We start from the raw sequence: 15,799 nt of genomic DNA, 5'->3' as shown, positions 1-15,799 counted from the left end.
TGCACAATTACATGTTGGGGTAGTTAGGCCCCCCGGTGCCCTCCGGCGCCACCCAGGTAATATTTTGAGCGGGGTCTTTGATGTCGCACGTCTTGCAATGCACGCAGTTCTGCGCGTTGATCTGGAAGCGCTTGCTGCCATCGTCATTGTCTACCACTTCGTAGACACCAGCCGGGCAGTAGCGTTGGGCGGGCTCGTCGTACAGCGGTAGGTTCTTCTCGATCGGAATGCTCGGATCGGTCAGCTTGAGATGGACCGGCTGCTCTTCTTCATGGTTGGTGTTGGAAAGGAATACCGAGCTGAGCTTGTCGAAGCTGAGCTTGCCGTCCGGCTTGGGGTAATCGATCTTCTTCGATTCGGCTGCTGTCTTCAGGCATGCATAGTCCGGCTTGGTGTCATGCAGGGTGAAGGGAATCTTGCCACCGAAGATGTTCTGATCGATAAAATTGAATGCACCGCCCTTGACCGCTCCCCACTTGTGGATCGCTGCACCGAAATTGCGGCTGGCATGTAACTCTTCATAAAGCCAGCTGGCCTTGAAGCCTTCTTCGTAATTGGTCAGTTCGTCACCACCTTCGCGACCGGCGAACAGGGCGTCCGCAACCGCCTCTGCTGCGAGCATGCCGGACTTCATGGCCGTATGGCTGCCCTTGATCTTGGCGAAGTTCAATGTGCCTGCATCGCAGCCGATCAGTGCGCCGCCATTGAAGACCATCTTTGGTAGCGAATTGATGCCGCCCTTGGCGATGGCTCGCGCTCCATAGGAAACGCGCTTGCCACCCTCCAGGTACTGCTTTACCACCGGGTGATGCTTGTAGCGCTGGAATTCGTCGAAAGGAGAGAGGAACGGGTTGCTGTAGGACAGATCGACGATCAGGCCAACCACGACTTGGTTGTTCTCGATGTGATAGAGGAACGAGCCGCCAGTGTTCTCGTCATCCAACGGCCAGCCGGCGGTATGCACGACCAGGCCCTGTTCGTGCTTAGCGGGGTCGATGTCCCAGAGTTCCTTAATGCCGATGCCGTAGTGTTGCGGGTCGACATTGGCGTTGAGCTGGAAGCGATTGATCAGCTGCTTGCCGATATGGCCGCGGCAACCTTCGGCGAACAGGGTGTACTTGGCACGCAGTTCCATGCCAGGGGTGTACATGCCTTCCTTCGGATTGCCCTCGCGGTCCACCCCGAGGTCGCCGGTGAGGATGCCGCGAACCACGCCCTGTTCGTCGATGAGTGCTTCCTGAGCAGCGAAGCCGGGATAAATCTCGACACCGAGATTTTCGGCCTGTTGCGCCAGCCAGCGGCAAAAGTTACCCAGGGAAATAATATAATTGCCCTCGTTGTGCATGGTTTTCGGAACCAATGCATTGGGCAGCTTGCGAGCGGCTTCGGCGCTTTTGAGCAGGTAGATATCGTCGCGTTTGACGGGGGTGTTCAGTGGCGCTTCGAGTTCTTGCCAGTTGGGAAAGAGTTCATTCAGTGCGCGCGGCTCGAATACGGCGCCGGATAGAATGTGGGCGCCTACCTCGGAGCCCTTCTCGACGACGCAGACGCTGATTTCCTTGCCGGCATCGGCGGCTCGTTGCTTCAGTCGGCAGGCAGCGGAAAGGCCCGCGGGGCCGGCGCCGACGATGACTACGTCGAATTCCATGTATTCGCGTTCCATTGGCTATCTCCTACTCAAGGCTTGATTATTTTTTAGGTAGTGGAGGGCTGGATCGTTTCCCTGACCAGGCCGAGCTGCGGCATTATATATAGACGCCGGAACGGGTCCAATACAAACGTTTGTTTGAATTTACCGCAGGCCTGTTAGAATCGGGAAACTGCGGCTTATAACGGGGTATTTGCGTTATTGACCCCGGCCATCGCCAGCAGTCAAGATACGGGCAGTTTTGTGCTCGCCGAACAGGTCCGGTGGCTGAATTGACGGCCCGGACCTCGAGCATGGCTCGGTTCGCCTCGGCGAAATTCTATTCACCGGAGAGTAACGAGGAATCCATGAAGGTTCTTGTAGCTGTCAAACGAGTGGTCGATTACAACGTCAAGGTTCGCGTCAAGGCGGACAACTCTGGCGTCGACCTCGCCAACGTCAAGATGTCGATGAACCCCTTCTGCGAAATCGCCGTGGAAGAAGCCGTACGCCTGAAAGAGAAGGGTGTTGCGAGCGAGATCATCGTGGTTTCCATTGGTCCGACCGCTGCGCAGGAGCAGCTGCGTACCGCACTGGCATTGGGCGCCGATCGTGCCGTGTTGGTCGAGTCGACCGAAGAGCTCAACTCGTTGGCTGTGGCCAAGCTGTTGAAAGCCGTAGTCGACAAGGAACAGCCGCAGCTGGTCATCCTTGGCAAGCAGGCCATCGATAGCGACAACAACCAGACCGGCCAGATGCTCGGTGCGCTGACCGGGTACGCCCAAGGCACCTTCGCTTCCAAGGTTGAAGTCGAGGGCGACAAGGTCAAGGTCGAGCGCGAAATCGATGGCGGCTCGCAGACCGTTTCGCTGAATCTGCCGGCAATCGTCACCACCGACCTGCGCCTGAACGAGCCGCGCTACGCGTCGCTGCCGAACATCATGAAGGCCAAGAAGAAGCCGCTCGAAGTCCTGACTCCGGACGCATTGGGCGTATCCACCACCTCCACCGTGAAGACCCTGAAAGTCGAAGCGCCGGCTGCTCGCAGTGCGGGCATCAAGGTCAAATCCGTGGCTGAACTGGTCGAGAAACTGAAGAACGAGGCGAAGGTAATCTAAATGACTATCCTGGTTATCGCTGAACACAATAACGCTGTTCTGGCTGCTGCGACTTTGAACACGGTAGCCGCCGCCCAAGCGATCGGTGGCGACATCCACGTGCTGGTAGCCGGTAGCGGCTGCGGCGCCATCGGCGAAGCGGCTGCCAAGATCGAAGGCGTGTCCAAGGTGCTGGTCGCCGACGATGCCGCCTATGCCCATCAGCTGCCGGAAAATGTCGCGCCGCTGATCGCCGGCTTGGCCAAGGATTACAGCCACGTGCTGGCCGCTGCCACCACCAACGGCAAGAACTTCCAGCCGCGCGTTGCCGCTCTTCTGGACGTCGATCAGATTTCCGAAATCATTGCCGTCGAGAGCGCCGATACCTTCAAGCGCCCGATCTATGCCGGTAATGCGATTGCCACCGTGCAGTCCTCGGCGGCCATCAAGGTCATCACCGTGCGCTCCACCGGTTTCGATCCGGTCAGCGCTGAAGGTGGCTCGGCAAGCGTCGAGCAGGTTTCCGGTACTGGCGACAAGGGCATTTCCTCCTTCGTTGGCGAAGAGCTGGCCAAGTCCGATCGTCCTGAACTGACCGCCGCCAAGATCGTTATCTCCGGCGGTCGTGGCATGCAGAACGGCGACAACTTCAAGCATCTGTACTCGCTGGCCGACAAGCTCGGCGCTGCCGTCGGTGCCTCGCGCGCGGCGGTCGATGCCGGCTTCGTGCCGAACGACATGCAGGTCGGTCAGACCGGTAAAATTGTTGCACCGCAGCTGTACATCGCCGTCGGCATTTCCGGTGCGATCCAGCACCTGGCGGGCATGAAGGACTCCAAGGTGATCGTCGCGATCAACAAGGATGAAGAAGCGCCAATCTTCCAGGTCGCCGATTACGGCCTGGTTGGCGATCTGTTCGAGATCGTGCCGGAGCTCGAGAAGCTCGTTTGAGCTGATCTGCTTCAAAAAAACCCGCTCCTAGGAGCGGGTTTTTCATGGCCGCTCGGTTGCCGTGGCCAGTGGTAAGATCACCGCCTGGCTCCGAGAGGTGCCTATCCGATTTCGAACGATGAGGTTCTCCATGCGCTGTGCCGTTCCGCTGAAATCCGCTTTGATCGCGCTGCTGCTGGCGGCACCGTTAGTTGCGAGCGCTGCGGCTGCAAAGTGTGACCGGCTGATTGCAACGGGCGGAGCGGACAATCCACCGTTCTTATGGCGTGATCCGCAGAATCCCAAGCGGTTGGTGGGTGCAAATGCCGATCTGCTGAAGACCATCACCGATTCACTCGATCTGAAGCTCGAGGTTCTCTACACAGGCGATTCCGACAAGGCGCTTGAGGAGGTTCGCAGCGGCCGGGTGGATCTGCTGGCTGACGCGACGCTCAGCGCCCGGGAGTTGGCGCATCTGGATTTCATCCATCCATCTATTTCCGGCTTGCAGATGGCTGCCTGGGTGCGCAACGAGCCGGGTTTTCTCTACGCTAGCCGTGACGATCTCTTAGGCCAGACGGGTGCTTACATAGCAAGCGCCCGTTTTGGCAGCGAGTTCGAAGAGTATGCCAAAAATAAACTCCGTCTGAGCTCGTCGCCAAGCCTGGCCGAAGCCATGCAAAATTTGCTGGCCGGTAAAATCGATTACGTACTGCACGAGCGTTACAGTGCAGTCGCGTTGGCCGAACCGCTGGGTTTGCTCGATGACGTACAGCGGCTGGAACCGCCGGTGTTCAGTCGCGGCATGCATTTCGCCGTGGCGCACGACTCGGCCTGTAACGGACCTTGGCTGCGAGGACAACTGGCGATAAAAATGACAGAATTGCGTGCCTCCGGGGTTCCGCAGCGGCTGCTGACGGAGAATATCGATCGCTGGACGCAACAGCAGCTAGCACCGTCAAGCAATCCGCAACGCTAGGGTCTGTTAACGTTTCGTTCGCGGCCGCGCCGGAGCCTGTTTTTTCGCGAAACAAGACACGAGAAGCGCGGTTTGGTCGTTCCAAATAAGCGACGAGAAACGCAGTGTCGCGAAAAAACAGGCCCGGCCCTTCGGGTTGCGCTTCAAATATCGCCATGCGACGTTGCGGGACTTGGCAAGGGAACAACCATTACCTGCGTCCCGCGCCTTGCCTGGCGATATTTGACGCAGCAACGCGGCTCGCGACGAAACGTCAACAGACCCTAGGATCAAACTCGTGAAAAAACATCTTTCCTGCATCCTCGTGCTGCTGGTGGCTGGCTGTGCCAGCGATCCGGCGCCGACCGAGCAATTACGTCTGACTGAGCAGGCGTTGATCCAGGCGCGGGCAGTTGGCGCGTCGGAGCAGACTCCGGAATTAGCTCTCGCTGAACAGAAGCTCGCGGCGGCTACCGCTGCGATGAAAGAAGAGCGCTATCGGGAGGCTCGCCTGCAGGCCGAGGAGGCAGAGCTGGACGCTCGGCTGGCGGAAGCGGCAGTGCTGAACGAGAAGAGCCAGCTGGAGGTGGCAGAGTTGAACCGGCACATCGCACGGCTACGCGAACAGTTGGGGGATTTGCAATGAAGCCAGCTCGCCTCGTACCCGTATTGCTGGTCGCGCTTGCCGGACTTCAGGGTTGTGCAACGCCAGAACAGTCACTGGAGCAAGCGGCTACTGCGTTTCAGGGCGTCAGCGAGGATCCGCAGGTGCTCCGCGATGCGCCCAAGGATGTGATGCGGGCCGGCGAGTCGTTAGAGCGAGCCAAGCGCTTTGCCAGTTACCTGGGCAGCGCGGAGGATGTCAGCCATTACGCAAATCTCAGTCAGCGCTATAGCGAGATTGCTCGCCAGCACAGCGAGCAAATGCAGAATCAGCGGCGTGCTGCGCAGTTGGCCATGGAGCGTGGGCGCCTGCGTCAGACCTTGCAGGAAGCCAAATTGCTCGACATGCAGCAGCAGGGCCGCTGGTTGGAAGATCAGATGATCAGCTTGGCTGCCGCCGAAACCGACCGCGGCCTGGTAATGACCTTGGGCGACGTGCTGTTCAAGGCGGCAAGCGCTGACCTGAACGCTGCTGCCAATCGCACACTGCTAAAGCTGGTGCATTTCCTCCAGCTCAACCCCAACCGTATGGTCCGGATCGAGGGATACACAGACAACCGAGGCGACACGGCGGAAAATCTTGCGCTGTCCCACGCCCGCGCCCAAGCGGTGGGCGACTTTTTGCAGGACCTGGGCATCGACACACGACGCATGGAGGTGGTGGGTTACGGCGAGCAGTTCCGCATCGCCGAGAACGCTTCGGCCCGCGGGCGGGCGCAGAATCGGCGGGTCGAGATCCTGTTTTCCGATGAGCAGGGACGGCTGGGTAGCCCACGTTGACACTCTGTCGGCTTCCGCAAACGTAACTGACTGTGTCGGCGAGTTAGACTGTAACTGTATTGGTCATGCATAACGGTGCTGTACTACTGTTATGGTCCAGTTGGCGGAGACGGACCATATGACCAATCTGTTGCTTTATCAGCGTATCGCTCACCAGCTCGCCGAAGATATTCGGCGAGGCGTTTACCGGCCGGGGGAACGTGTGCCCTCGGTGCGCAAGATGAGCATGCAGCTGAACGTCAGCCACGCGACGGTCCTACAAGCCTATGCCAACCTTGAAGACCAAGGGATGATCCGTGCTCGTCCGCAATCCGGTTTCTATGTCCACCATACGCCTGCACTGACGGCGCCCACGCCCGATATCGCCCAGGTTGAGCGGCCGACCTTGGTCACGCGCAGCAGCATCATCAACCAAGTGTTGAGCGAGTCGCGCCGCGATGGGCTGATTCCTTTGGGCGCCGCCGTTCCTCATGTCGACTACCTACCGGTGCGCGCCTTGCATCAGCAGCTCGCCAAGGTCACTCGCTTCCAGAGTCAGCGGGCGTTCAGCTACATGTTCAGCCCCGGTTACGAGCCACTGCGCCGGCAGGTGGCGATTCGCATGCGTGACGCCGGCGTGGTCGTCGGTCCGGATGAAATAGTGATTACCCATGGTTGCGTCGACGCCCTGCAGATGTCCTTGCGCGTACTGACCAAGCCGGGCGATCTGATCGCGGCGGAATCGCCCAGTTACTACGGCTTGCTCCAGCTTGCCGACTTGCTCGGGCTCAAGGTCATCGAGATTCCCTGCGATCCGGATACCGGGCTCAGTCTCGAGGCGTTGCAACTGGCAGCCAGCCAATGGCCGATCAAGGCGCTGGTGTTGACGGCACGCCTGAGCAACCCCCTCGGCGGCAGCATGCCTGAGGCGCGGCAAAAGCAATTGCTGAAGCTGGCGGCGAATTTTGACATCCAAGTTGTCGAAGACGATATCTATGGTGAATTGTTATTCGATGCGGGGTCCATTAAGGCGCTCAAATCCAATGATGGCGACGGTCGCGTGACTTATTGCTCGAGCTTCTCCAAGACGATTTCGCCGGGTGTACGCATTGGCTGGATCATCCCCGGGCGTTATCGAGAAGAAATACAGCGACTGCAAACCTTCAGCACGCATTCGGCCTGCAGCGTCACACAGATGGGGGTCGCCGCGTATCTGGAGAATGGTGGCTACGATCGCCATTTGCGTTATATCCGCCATGAGTACCGCAAGAATCTCAGCGCTTTTCAATTGGCGGTGCAGCAGTACTTTCCGGAAGGAACCCAGATGACCCGCCCAACCGGCGGATTCATTCTATGGGTCAGCCTGCCGGCGCGGATCAACACCAAGGAGTTGCATGTGCAGGCGTTGGAGCGAGGAATCAGCATCGCGCCGGGCCTGATTTTCAGCAACACCGAGCAATTCAATCACTGCGTGCGGCTCAACTGTGGGCTGCCCTGGACGACAGAGGCGGAACGGGCCCTGAAGACGCTTGGCGAGCTTACGGCCGAGCTCTGTCGACAATCGAACTAGCTGGATCGGAGGAGGGCGCTGGCGATGAAGTTGTTAATGTTCCTGCTTGCGCTGTCGCTGTTGAGCGCATGCGACGGTGACAACGTGCCGGCCGAACCCAGCCCACCACAGCCGCCGAAGGTTCGAGTCGCTAATAGCGAGCAGGCGCCTTTGTCGACGCCGGTCGAAAGCGAAGATAGCGCTCCTCCGAAGATCGAGATCGAAATCGAGCCGGTTACTGCTGGGGATCCCGATGAGCTGCCATCTGATCGGGTCACGCCTGCCACCAAACCGGCCGCCCCGGTTGCGCCGAAGATGAAGGTTGCGGTCGAGGATGTCGAATTGCCTGAGCCGAAACTCGATTTGAGCCTGCCCGAGGATTGGTCGGAGCAGCTTGAGCCAGGCCAGGATGCGACGACCATGAACTTATTGCCGCCCTTATTCGATTCCGGTGATTCACGCTCGCTGCAGATGAGCGGACGCCTCCTGCCGGGGATGGAACACGATGATGCGCTAGTCGACGGCGCTCAGATCAATTTCGAGCTCAAGCGTTGATTTCGCTACCAGGCCCGGTATCAAGCGGGGTTCGGCCCAACGGCTCGGTTTCGTCTGTGCTGGCCTGGTTCAGCAAGGCATGCAAGTCTTTAGCCCGAAGCGGTTGGCTCATGTGGAAGCCCTGAATTTCGCTACAGCCGTCGGCAAGTAGCAGCTTCAGTTGTTCCGAGGTCTCTACGCCTTCAGCCGTTACGCGCATACGCAAGCCATGCCCCAGATCGATGAGTGCTTTAACGATGGAATGATCTTCAATCGAGCGCGACATTCCGGCGACGAAGCTACCGTCTATCTTGATCATGTCGAACGGGTAATTGCGCAGATTGCTCAGCGAGGAATAGCCAGTACCGAAATCATCCATGGCGAGTCTCACGCCCAGTGTTTTCAACTGGCTAAGTACGTCCAGTGTGCGCTGGCTCTCCTGAAGCAATGCCGTTTCTGTTATTTCGAGCTCTAAGCGGCTGGCTGGCAGTCCGCTTTCGCCAAGAGCGCTATGAATCATTTCGAAAAGGTCATCGTTGCGAAGCTGCAAAGGGGACAGATTGACCGAGACCATGAGATCGCTTGTCCAGCCTGCGGCTTCGCTACAGGCCTGGCGCAGGACCCATTCGCCGAGCGGGACTATCAGCCCGGTTTCCTCGGCCAAAGGAATGAAATGCTCAGGCAGCAGCAGGCCGCGAGCCGGATGCTGCCAACGCAGCAACGCTTCGGCGCCATTGATGCGCATGCCTTCGCTGAAATAACGAGGTTGGTAGTACACCTCGAATTGGCCTTCGGCAATCGCCTGACGGAGCTCGTCTTCCTGTCGGCGCCGCTCGAGTAGCCGCCTGTCCATCTCGCTGCCGTAGAACCGCCAAGTCCCGCGGCCGTCTGCCTTGGCTTGGTAAAGCGCGATATCCGCGCAACGCAATAGCTCGTTGGCCTGCGTTGCATCGGTTGGCGCCATGGCGATGCCGACGCTGGTACCTATGTAGATCTGCTTTTCTTCGTACAGGAAGGGCTCGCTGATAGCTTCGACAATCCGAAGGCAAAGCTTCTCGACGTCTTCGTTGTGTTGTAAGCGGCTCATCACCATGACGAACTCGTCGCCGCCCAGACGGGCAACCAGATCGTCTCCTCTGATGCACTGCTTGAGGCGATTGGACACGCCGACCAGCACCTCGTCGCCGGCGCCATGGCCTAGCGTGTCGTTCACCGGCTTGAAGCGATCCAGATCGATATAGAGGACGGTCAGTCGTGAGGCGCTCGTCAGCGAATTGAGCTTGGTTTCCAGATAGTCGCGCAGCCGGTTGCGGTTCGGCAGCCCGGTCAAGGCGTCGTGCTGAGAAAGATACTGTACGCGTGCCTGGGCCTGGGTCTCTTCGGTGACGTCACTTGCGGTACCCCGATAACCCAATAAGTCGATACCGCGGTGGATGGCGCGCGCGGAGAGCCGGCAGTACCGCTCGCAACTGTTTGCTGCATGATAGCTGCAGCGAAGCGGCGTTCTGTGCGGTGCGGCCAGCCAGTCCTGTAGCGCGGCGTGGTCGCTGATCAGCAGGTCGATCAAGGGCCTGCCAATCCAGGCGGCTGGGTCGTGGCCGGTAATTTCCTCGAAACGACTGGACAGATAAGTCAGCCGTGCGTTCTGGTCGGTTTCCCAAATCCAGTCGGATGCGGCTTCCGCCACGTCACGGAAACGTTCTTCACTGGCTACCAATGCCGTGCGGCTTTTCGACAGTCGCTTGTAATTGGCATCCATCAGCCTCACGGTCTTCAGCGCTTGACGCAGCAACAGCCAAGCCAGCAAGCCGAGCCCAAGGGTGACCACGGCCAGCACCGGCAGGGTCATCCACAACAGATAGCGCCCAGGCTGGGACACGGTCCAGGTAAATAGCACCGGCGACCCGTCGAGCATTTTCGTTTTGATGAAAGTTTGCTCGGTGCGGACGGATTCGTCACGGCCCCGCAGTCCTTCGATTGAATATTCCTGACCCAGGTGGAGCAGCAAACCGGGATCCAACACATCCACGAAAAGCAATATCGAGGCGGGGCCGGGGGCTTCTTCCACATCGCTGCCGCCAGTCGTCATTACTGCTGCGGCAGCGATCGCCGGGTGACCTTCGGCCGAAAGCAGGCCGGCCGCGGTTTCTTCGTCTTCCAGCGCTTCGCGCGCCTGAGTCAACAGCACATCGAGCCCGCTGCCGAGCCACTGGTGCGCATCGACCTGAGCCAGGTTCCCGCGGATCACCGAATAAGTGGTTTCGCCGGCCGAATCGACGACAAACACCGCTTCGTAACCGAAATCTTCATACAGGGACGGGCCAAGGTTCGCTTGATCGTAAGCCCAGTTCAGATTGATTTTCTTGCTCAGATTGGCATACGCATCGCCCCAGAACGCGTTATCCGCGACATGGCGATTCATGCCGCTCATATGTGCCTCGAATGCCTTACCGGCCAGAAAGCGCTCCTGGGTCACAGCATCTTGGTCGATCGTATTGGCGATCTGAATCACCGCGACCGCTGCAGCGAGCAGCGCAACGGCGAGCAGGGCGGCGATGCCTGGCAAAATTCGACGGGAGAACGCGGTGTGGGCCTTGGGTCTGATGTCCTCGGCCGAGGAGGAGACTGCTGACATCAATGCTTCCTTGAAGGGGAGGCAGAATATTTACCGGAATATTGGCAAAAAGCCATCGCTATTTATTGCGTCCGCCATTTTTTCGGCGCGGAGAGATGGATGTGCAAACGCGGCTATAAATGATCCGCGTGCTTATTTGTTACGGGCATCTTCGGCATCTGCTTCGGCGTTGCGCTGTGCGATTTTTTGTTTCTGTTGTTCGGTCAGCGGAACCTTGTGTGCGCTAGCACGTAGCGTCAACAGCCCGCCGATAATCATTCCGAGCACCAGAATCAGTAATAGCCAGATATACCAAGGCATTCGTTTCTCCTTATTAAGACCTGCTTTTCACCTTACGCCACCGCACATGGCTGCGCCATTCGCGCCTGTGCCTAACTCACATCCAACTTGATCACAGCGCCCGATGGCACCGCCTGGTTCGCTGTTTTCTGCGACAATGCGCGCCGAATTTTGCCGAGGACTCGCCATGACTTGCCAGACGCCTATCATCGTTGCGCTCGATTTTCCTTCTCATGATGCGGCGCTGAAACTAGCCGGGCAGCTCGATCCGGCGCTTTGCCGCGTCAAGGTCGGTAAGGAACTCTTTACCCGCTGCGGCCCGCCAGTAGTAGAGGCGCTCCAAGCTAAAGGATTTGAGGTCTTTCTGGATCTGAAATTCCATGACATTCCCAATACCACCGCGATGGCCGTCAAGGCGGCTGCGGAATTAGGCGTATGGATGGTCAACGTGCATTGCTCGGGTGGTCTGCGGATGATGGCGGCCTGTCGGGAAACCCTGGACAAGGCGGGCGGGGCGAAACCGTTGCTGATCGGCGTGACGGTGCTGACCAGCATGGAGCAGACGGATCTTGCCGACATCGGTCTGGATCTAGAGCCGAAGCAGCAGGTCTTGCGTCTGGCAGGCCTGGCGGCAAAGGCTGGACTGGACGGACTGGTCTGTTCGGCGCAGGAGGCGCAATCTCTGAAAGCGCAGTTCGCGCAGTTGCAACTGGTTACGCCAGGTATTCGTCCTGCTGGAAGCAAAGCGGATGATCAGCGGCGGATTCTGACTCCAGCCGAGGCAATGGCAGCGGGTTCGGATTATCTGGTGATCGGTCGCCCGATTGCTCGGGCGACCGATCCGGCCCAGGCGCTGGCTGCGGTGGTGGCCGAACTGGCCGATCGATAGCACGCTTTTACCGGTCGCCTCCGTTAAGACGACCGGTACTGCGGCACGGTGGTTTAACCGACTTTCAGTACCAACTTGCCGAAGTTGCCGCCGGTGAACAGTTTCATCAGCGTGTCGGGGAATGCCTCCAGTCCTTCGACGATGTCCTCTTTGCTTTTCAGCTCACCGCTTTGCAGCCAACCGGCCATTTCTTTCATGGCTTCGGGATAACGCGATACATAGTCGGTGACGACCATGCCCTGCATCCTTGCTCGATTGACTAGCAAAGACAGGTAATTGGCAGGGCCTTTGACCGCTTCCTTGTTGTTGTACTGACTGATCGCGCCGCAGATCACCACGCGAGCACCAAGGGTGATACGTGTCAGCACAGCGTCGAGAATATCGCCACCGACATTGTCGAAATAAACATCGACGCCTTTGGGACATTCGCGCTTGAGACCCGCTGCCACGTCTTCGCTCTTGTAGTCGATGGCGGCGTCGAAACCGAGCTCTTCGGTAAGAAAGCGACACTTGTCGGCGCCACCGGCAATACCCACCACACGGCAGCCCTTGAGCTTGGCGATCTGCCCGGCAACGCTGCCTACCGCACCGGCAGCGCCCGATAGCACGACGGTCTCGCCGGCCTTCGGTTCACCCACAGTTAGCAGGCCGAAATAGGCGGTCATGCCGGTCATGCCCAGCGCGGACAGATAGCGCGGCAGCGGCGCCTGGTTCGGGTCGACCTTGTAGAAGCCTTTGGGCTCGCCGAGGAAGTATTCCTGAACGCCCAGTGCTCCGTTGACGTAATCGCCTTCCGCGAAGCCTGGATGCTGAGACGCGATCACCCTGCCGACGCCGAGCGCGCGCATCACTTCACCGATACCCACCGGTGGAAGATAAGACTTGGCATCGTTCATCCAGCCGCGCATGGCCGGGTCCAGCGACAGGTATTCGTTCTTGACCAGGATCTGGTTCGGCCCGGGTTCGCCCAGCGGCTTTTCGACGAATTCAAAAGTGTCGCGTGTGGGGGCGCCGACAGGGCGCTTGGCCAGCAGAAACTGGCGGTTGATGTTGTCCATGAAAGCCTCTGGTCGATTGCAAAAGCTTGGTTTAGCCCGCCCAGACTATCTCTGCAAGCAAGGCCGGAAATTTGGAATGCATCGGCATCCGTCTGAGTGATATCGCCTCGCGGCAGTTAAGTGGAGCAAAGGATGACGGTATAAGCGTGACTGGCATTTGGCTTGTGGTCACTTTCGGACTCGGTGCCGTTATTTCAATCGATAGGATATTCACCATGAGCATGTCTTTTTCCGGGCAGGTCGCCCTGGTTACCGGCGCAGCAGCAGGAATCGGCCGCGCCACGGCGCTGGCGTTCGCCGAACAGGGTCTCAAGGTGGTCGTGGCGGATGTGGATGAGGCGGGCGGCGTTGCGTGCGCCGAAGCCATTGTCGAGGCTGGTGGCGAGGCTGTGTTTGTGCGTTTCGACGTCACCCGTGACGATCAGGTCAAAGCCATGATCGAGCAGGTAATCGTGAACTATGGGCGTCTCGACTACGCCTTCAATAACGCCGGGATCGAGATTGAACAAGGCCGCCTGGCTGAAGGCAGCGAAGCCGAGTTCGATGCCATCATGGGTGTGAACGTCAAAGGCGTCTGGCTGTGCATGAAGCATCAGTTGCCGCTGATGCTGGCGCAGGGCGGCGGTGCCATCGTCAACACCGCTTCGGTAGCGGGCCTTGGGGCGGCGCCGAAGATGAGCATCTATTCAGCGTCGAAACACGCTGTGATTGGCCTGACCAAGTCGGCGGCGATCGAATATGCCAAGAAAAAAATCCGAGTCAACGCCGTCTGTCCGGCGGTGATCGACACCGATATGTTCCGCCGTGCCTACGAGGCGGATCCGCGCAAGGCGGAATTCGCCGCGGCCATGCATCCGGTCGGCCGGGTCGGCAAGGTTGAAGAAATCGCCGCCGCGGTGCTTTATCTCTGCAGCGACGGCGCAGCCTTCACGACTGGCCACGCACTGGCTGTTGATGGCGGCGCCACGGCCATCTGAGCGTACCAACAGCCGCGGCGATCAGATCGCGGCCTTGCGCCCGCTGACGATCAGCAACGTCAAAATTCCCGCCACTAGTCCCCACAATGCCGAGCCGATGCCGAACAGCGTCAGGCCCGACGCAGTGACCATGAAGGTAATCAATGCTGCCTCGCGCTCGCGCGGTAGCTGCATGGCCTGGGTCAGGCCGCTACCGATCGAGCCGAGCAACGCCAGCGCTGCGATCGACAGCACCAGTGCCGGAGGGAATGCGGCGAACAGGGCCGCCAACGTCGCTCCGAATATTCCGGCGATCCCATAGAACAATCCGCACCAGACCGCCGCGGTGTAGCGCCGGGATGGATCTGGATGCGCCTCCGGCCCGCTGCAGATCGCCATGGTGATGGCGGCTAGATGGATGCCGTGGGAGCCGAACGGGGCGAGCAGGATCGAGGCGATGCCGGTCGTGGAAATCAGTGGCGAGGCGGGTACTTGGTAACCCTCTGCTCGCAGTACGGCCAGGCCCGGCATGTTCTGCGAGGCCATGGCGATGACGAACAGCGGAATGCCAATGCTGAAAATCGCCGCGAACGACAGCGTCGGTGAGGTCCAGACCGGCACGGCGATTTCCAGGCTCAGCTCGCGGAAGTCCAGCAAGCCCAGCCCGCCGGCCAGCGCACAGCCGACGATCAGCGCCGAGAGCACCGCATAGCGCGGCACCAAGCGCTTGGCCAGCAGATAACTGAAGAACATCCCCAATACCAACAAGGGCTGCACTTCGACGGCGCGGAAGATTTCGCTGCCGATGTTGAACAACACGCCGGCCAGCAGCGCCGCCGCCAGAGACGCCGGCACTTTGCGCATCAGGCGCTCGAAGCTGCCGGTGAGCCCGCACAACGCGATGAGTGCTGACGCAAAAACAAATGCACCGATCGCTTCGCCATAGGGAACGCCGGGCAAGCTGCTGATCAGCAGCGCTGCACCGGGTGTCGACCAGGCGATGACCACCGGAGTTCTGTAGCGCAGCGACAAACCGATGCTGCATACCGCCATGCCGATCGATAACGCCCAAATCCAAGAGGAGATTTGCGCGCCGCTGAGTCCCGCTGCCTGGCCTGCCTGAAACATCAATACCAGCGAGCTGGTGTAGCCGGTGAGCATGGCAATGAAGCCGGCCACGATCGTCGAGGCTGAGCTGTCGGCGAACGGGCGCGATAGTGAGCGGGCAGCGTCCGGCATGGTTGCTCCTGTTGAATTTTCGAATTGCCTAGACTATGAGCGGCGCTGATTCGCGTCACCGTACAGCCGGCGGGACGATTGGCGTTACAGATAGAGCCGATAAAAAGCGCTGGAGGCTGCTCGAAGCTGGGCGAGAAAGCAGCAAGCCGCAGAGGCAGCTTAAGAGCATGGCGCAATTCAAGGTCGATGCTGTCCAGCCTCCAGCCTCCAGCCTCCAGCCAAGCTGGCATCGATGTTGCTATTACTCATGTGCTTGCTGCGAAGCGTCAAAAAAACCGCAGCTGTCGGAGGAATAGATGAGCCAGGGTATTGAATTCAATCGCTTGATGCTGGAAATGCGGGCCATGCAGACCGATGCAATGGCGCGCTCGAAACCAGTTGTCGCTGCCCCCGAGGCTGGCGCGCCGAGCTTTTCCGACATGCTCGGTCTGGCCGTCAATAAAGTGAGCGAAACCCAGCAAGCCTCCAGCCAACTGGCCACTGCCTTTGAGATGGGGCAGGGCGGCATCGATCTGACCGAAGTCATGATCGCTTCGCAGAAAGCCAGCGTTTCCTTTCAGGCCATGACCCAAGTGCGTAACAAGCTGGTGCAGGCGTATCAAGACATCATGCAGATGCCGGTTTAA

15 protein-coding genes are annotated in these 15,799 nt (G+C 59.2%); 10 read left to right on the top strand and 5 right to left on the bottom strand.

Annotated features, from left to right (window positions below):
• Window positions 1-7 precede the first annotated feature (7 nt).
• Window positions 8-1,663 carry an electron transfer flavoprotein-ubiquinone oxidoreductase gene (locus AC2LD7_RS03210; RefSeq protein ID WP_484596412.1) on the bottom strand — a complete coding sequence of 552 codons (1,656 nt, stop codon included), beginning with the start codon at window positions 1,661-1,663 and terminating at the stop codon, window positions 8-10.
• 332 nt (window positions 1,664-1,995) lie between these two features.
• On the opposite strand from AC2LD7_RS03210, the gene AC2LD7_RS03205 reads away from it, so the two are divergent.
• From AC2LD7_RS03205 to AC2LD7_RS03175, 7 genes are all read left to right on the top strand, one after another.
• On the top strand, window positions 1,996-2,745 hold the full coding sequence (locus AC2LD7_RS03205) for an electron transfer flavoprotein subunit beta/FixA family protein (protein ID WP_484596411.1): 750 nt from the start codon (window positions 1,996-1,998) through the stop codon (window positions 2,743-2,745).
• On the top strand, window positions 2,746-3,675 hold the full coding sequence (locus AC2LD7_RS03200) for an electron transfer flavoprotein subunit alpha/FixB family protein (protein WP_484596410.1): 930 nt from the start codon (window positions 2,746-2,748) through the stop codon (window positions 3,673-3,675).
• Window positions 3,676-3,805: 130 nt separating this feature from the next.
• Complete coding sequence (locus AC2LD7_RS03195) at window positions 3,806-4,633, top strand: substrate-binding periplasmic protein (protein ID WP_484596409.1); 828 nt, start codon at window positions 3,806-3,808, stop codon at window positions 4,631-4,633.
• 277 nt (window positions 4,634-4,910) lie between these two features.
• A complete protein-coding gene (locus tag AC2LD7_RS03190) occupies window positions 4,911-5,258 on the top strand; it encodes a DUF4398 domain-containing protein (protein ID WP_484596408.1) in 348 nt (115 codons plus the stop codon).
• Window positions 5,255-6,055: an OmpA family protein gene (locus tag AC2LD7_RS03185; protein ID WP_484596407.1), complete on the top strand. Its 801-nt coding sequence runs from the start codon at window positions 5,255-5,257 to the stop codon at window positions 6,053-6,055. Before AC2LD7_RS03190 ends, AC2LD7_RS03185 begins: the two co-directional genes overlap by 4 nt.
• Before the next feature lie 118 nt (window positions 6,056-6,173).
• Window positions 6,174-7,604: an aminotransferase-like domain-containing protein gene (locus tag AC2LD7_RS03180; RefSeq protein WP_484596406.1), complete on the top strand. Its 1,431-nt coding sequence runs from the start codon at window positions 6,174-6,176 to the stop codon at window positions 7,602-7,604.
• 24 nt (window positions 7,605-7,628) lie between these two features.
• Complete coding sequence (locus tag AC2LD7_RS03175; protein ID WP_484596405.1) at window positions 7,629-8,138, top strand: hypothetical protein; 510 nt, start codon at window positions 7,629-7,631, stop codon at window positions 8,136-8,138.
• Here the strand turns inward: AC2LD7_RS03175 and AC2LD7_RS03170 are convergent.
• Together AC2LD7_RS03170 and AC2LD7_RS03165 are read right to left on the bottom strand one after the other, a co-directional pair.
• Window positions 8,128-10,752, bottom strand: coding sequence for a bifunctional diguanylate cyclase/phosphodiesterase (locus AC2LD7_RS03170; protein ID WP_484596404.1), 2,625 nt, complete (start codon window positions 10,750-10,752; stop codon window positions 8,128-8,130). The two genes, AC2LD7_RS03175 and AC2LD7_RS03170, sit on opposite strands and share 11 nt — an antisense overlap.
• 132 nt (window positions 10,753-10,884) lie before the next feature.
• On the bottom strand, window positions 10,885-11,052 hold the full coding sequence (locus AC2LD7_RS03165; RefSeq protein WP_484596403.1) for a DUF2897 family protein: 168 nt from the start codon (window positions 11,050-11,052) through the stop codon (window positions 10,885-10,887).
• Between the two features lie 166 nt (window positions 11,053-11,218).
• On the opposite strand from AC2LD7_RS03165, the gene pyrF reads away from it, so the two are divergent.
• Complete coding sequence (gene pyrF, locus AC2LD7_RS03160; protein WP_484596402.1) at window positions 11,219-11,920, top strand: orotidine-5'-phosphate decarboxylase; 702 nt, start codon at window positions 11,219-11,221, stop codon at window positions 11,918-11,920.
• A gap of 53 nt (window positions 11,921-11,973) precedes the next feature.
• On the opposite strand, the gene AC2LD7_RS03155 is transcribed toward pyrF, so the two are convergent.
• Window positions 11,974-12,978: an NADP-dependent oxidoreductase gene (locus tag AC2LD7_RS03155; RefSeq protein ID WP_484596401.1), complete on the bottom strand. Its 1,005-nt coding sequence runs from the start codon at window positions 12,976-12,978 to the stop codon at window positions 11,974-11,976.
• Window positions 12,979-13,193: 215 nt separating this feature from the next.
• Between AC2LD7_RS03155 and AC2LD7_RS03150 the strand changes: the two genes are divergently transcribed.
• Window positions 13,194-13,955, top strand: a complete 762-nt coding sequence (locus AC2LD7_RS03150; RefSeq protein WP_484596400.1) for an SDR family oxidoreductase — start codon at window positions 13,194-13,196, stop codon at window positions 13,953-13,955.
• A gap of 21 nt (window positions 13,956-13,976) precedes the next feature.
• Here the strand turns inward: AC2LD7_RS03150 and AC2LD7_RS03145 are convergent, their stop codons facing one another.
• Window positions 13,977-15,173, bottom strand: coding sequence for a benzoate/H(+) symporter BenE family transporter (locus tag AC2LD7_RS03145; protein WP_484596399.1), 1,197 nt, complete (start codon window positions 15,171-15,173; stop codon window positions 13,977-13,979).
• Window positions 15,174-15,469: 296 nt separating this feature from the next.
• On the opposite strand from AC2LD7_RS03145, the gene fliE reads away from it, so the two are divergent.
• The gene (gene fliE, locus AC2LD7_RS03140; RefSeq protein WP_484596398.1) at window positions 15,470-15,799 is read left to right on the top strand and encodes a flagellar hook-basal body complex protein FliE; all 330 of its coding nucleotides are present in this window, start codon (window positions 15,470-15,472) and stop codon (window positions 15,797-15,799) included.

Source organism: Stutzerimonas sp. (assembly GCF_982611455.1).
Note: the sequence above shows the minus strand (reverse complement) of the source record. Positions and strands in the feature narration are given on the sequence as shown.

Excerpts from the sequence above, each read along its gene's own strand:
- AC2LD7_RS03210 (WP_484596412.1), bottom strand. The coding sequence starts at position 1,663 with ATGGAACGCGAATACATGGAATTCGACGTAGTCATCGTCGGCGCCGGC.
- fliE (WP_484596398.1), top strand. The coding sequence starts at position 15,470 with ATGAGCCAGGGTATTGAATTCAATCGCTTGATGCTGGAAATGCGGGCC.
- AC2LD7_RS03195 (WP_484596409.1), top strand. The coding sequence starts at position 3,806 with ATGCGCTGTGCCGTTCCGCTGAAATCCGCTTTGATCGCGCTGCTGCTG.
- pyrF (WP_484596402.1), top strand. The coding sequence starts at position 11,219 with ATGACTTGCCAGACGCCTATCATCGTTGCGCTCGATTTTCCTTCTCAT.
- AC2LD7_RS03145 (WP_484596399.1), bottom strand. The coding sequence starts at position 15,173 with ATGCCGGACGCTGCCCGCTCACTATCGCGCCCGTTCGCCGACAGCTCA.
- AC2LD7_RS03150 (WP_484596400.1), top strand. The coding sequence starts at position 13,194 with ATGAGCATGTCTTTTTCCGGGCAGGTCGCCCTGGTTACCGGCGCAGCA.
- AC2LD7_RS03180 (WP_484596406.1), top strand. The coding sequence starts at position 6,174 with ATGACCAATCTGTTGCTTTATCAGCGTATCGCTCACCAGCTCGCCGAA.
- AC2LD7_RS03200 (WP_484596410.1), top strand. The coding sequence starts at position 2,746 with ATGACTATCCTGGTTATCGCTGAACACAATAACGCTGTTCTGGCTGCT.
- AC2LD7_RS03205 (WP_484596411.1), top strand. The coding sequence starts at position 1,996 with ATGAAGGTTCTTGTAGCTGTCAAACGAGTGGTCGATTACAACGTCAAG.
- AC2LD7_RS03165 (WP_484596403.1), bottom strand. The coding sequence starts at position 11,052 with ATGCCTTGGTATATCTGGCTATTACTGATTCTGGTGCTCGGAATGATT.
- AC2LD7_RS03170 (WP_484596404.1), bottom strand. The coding sequence starts at position 10,752 with ATGTCAGCAGTCTCCTCCTCGGCCGAGGACATCAGACCCAAGGCCCAC.
- AC2LD7_RS03185 (WP_484596407.1), top strand. The coding sequence starts at position 5,255 with ATGAAGCCAGCTCGCCTCGTACCCGTATTGCTGGTCGCGCTTGCCGGA.
- AC2LD7_RS03155 (WP_484596401.1), bottom strand. The coding sequence starts at position 12,978 with ATGGACAACATCAACCGCCAGTTTCTGCTGGCCAAGCGCCCTGTCGGC.
- AC2LD7_RS03175 (WP_484596405.1), top strand. The coding sequence starts at position 7,629 with ATGAAGTTGTTAATGTTCCTGCTTGCGCTGTCGCTGTTGAGCGCATGC.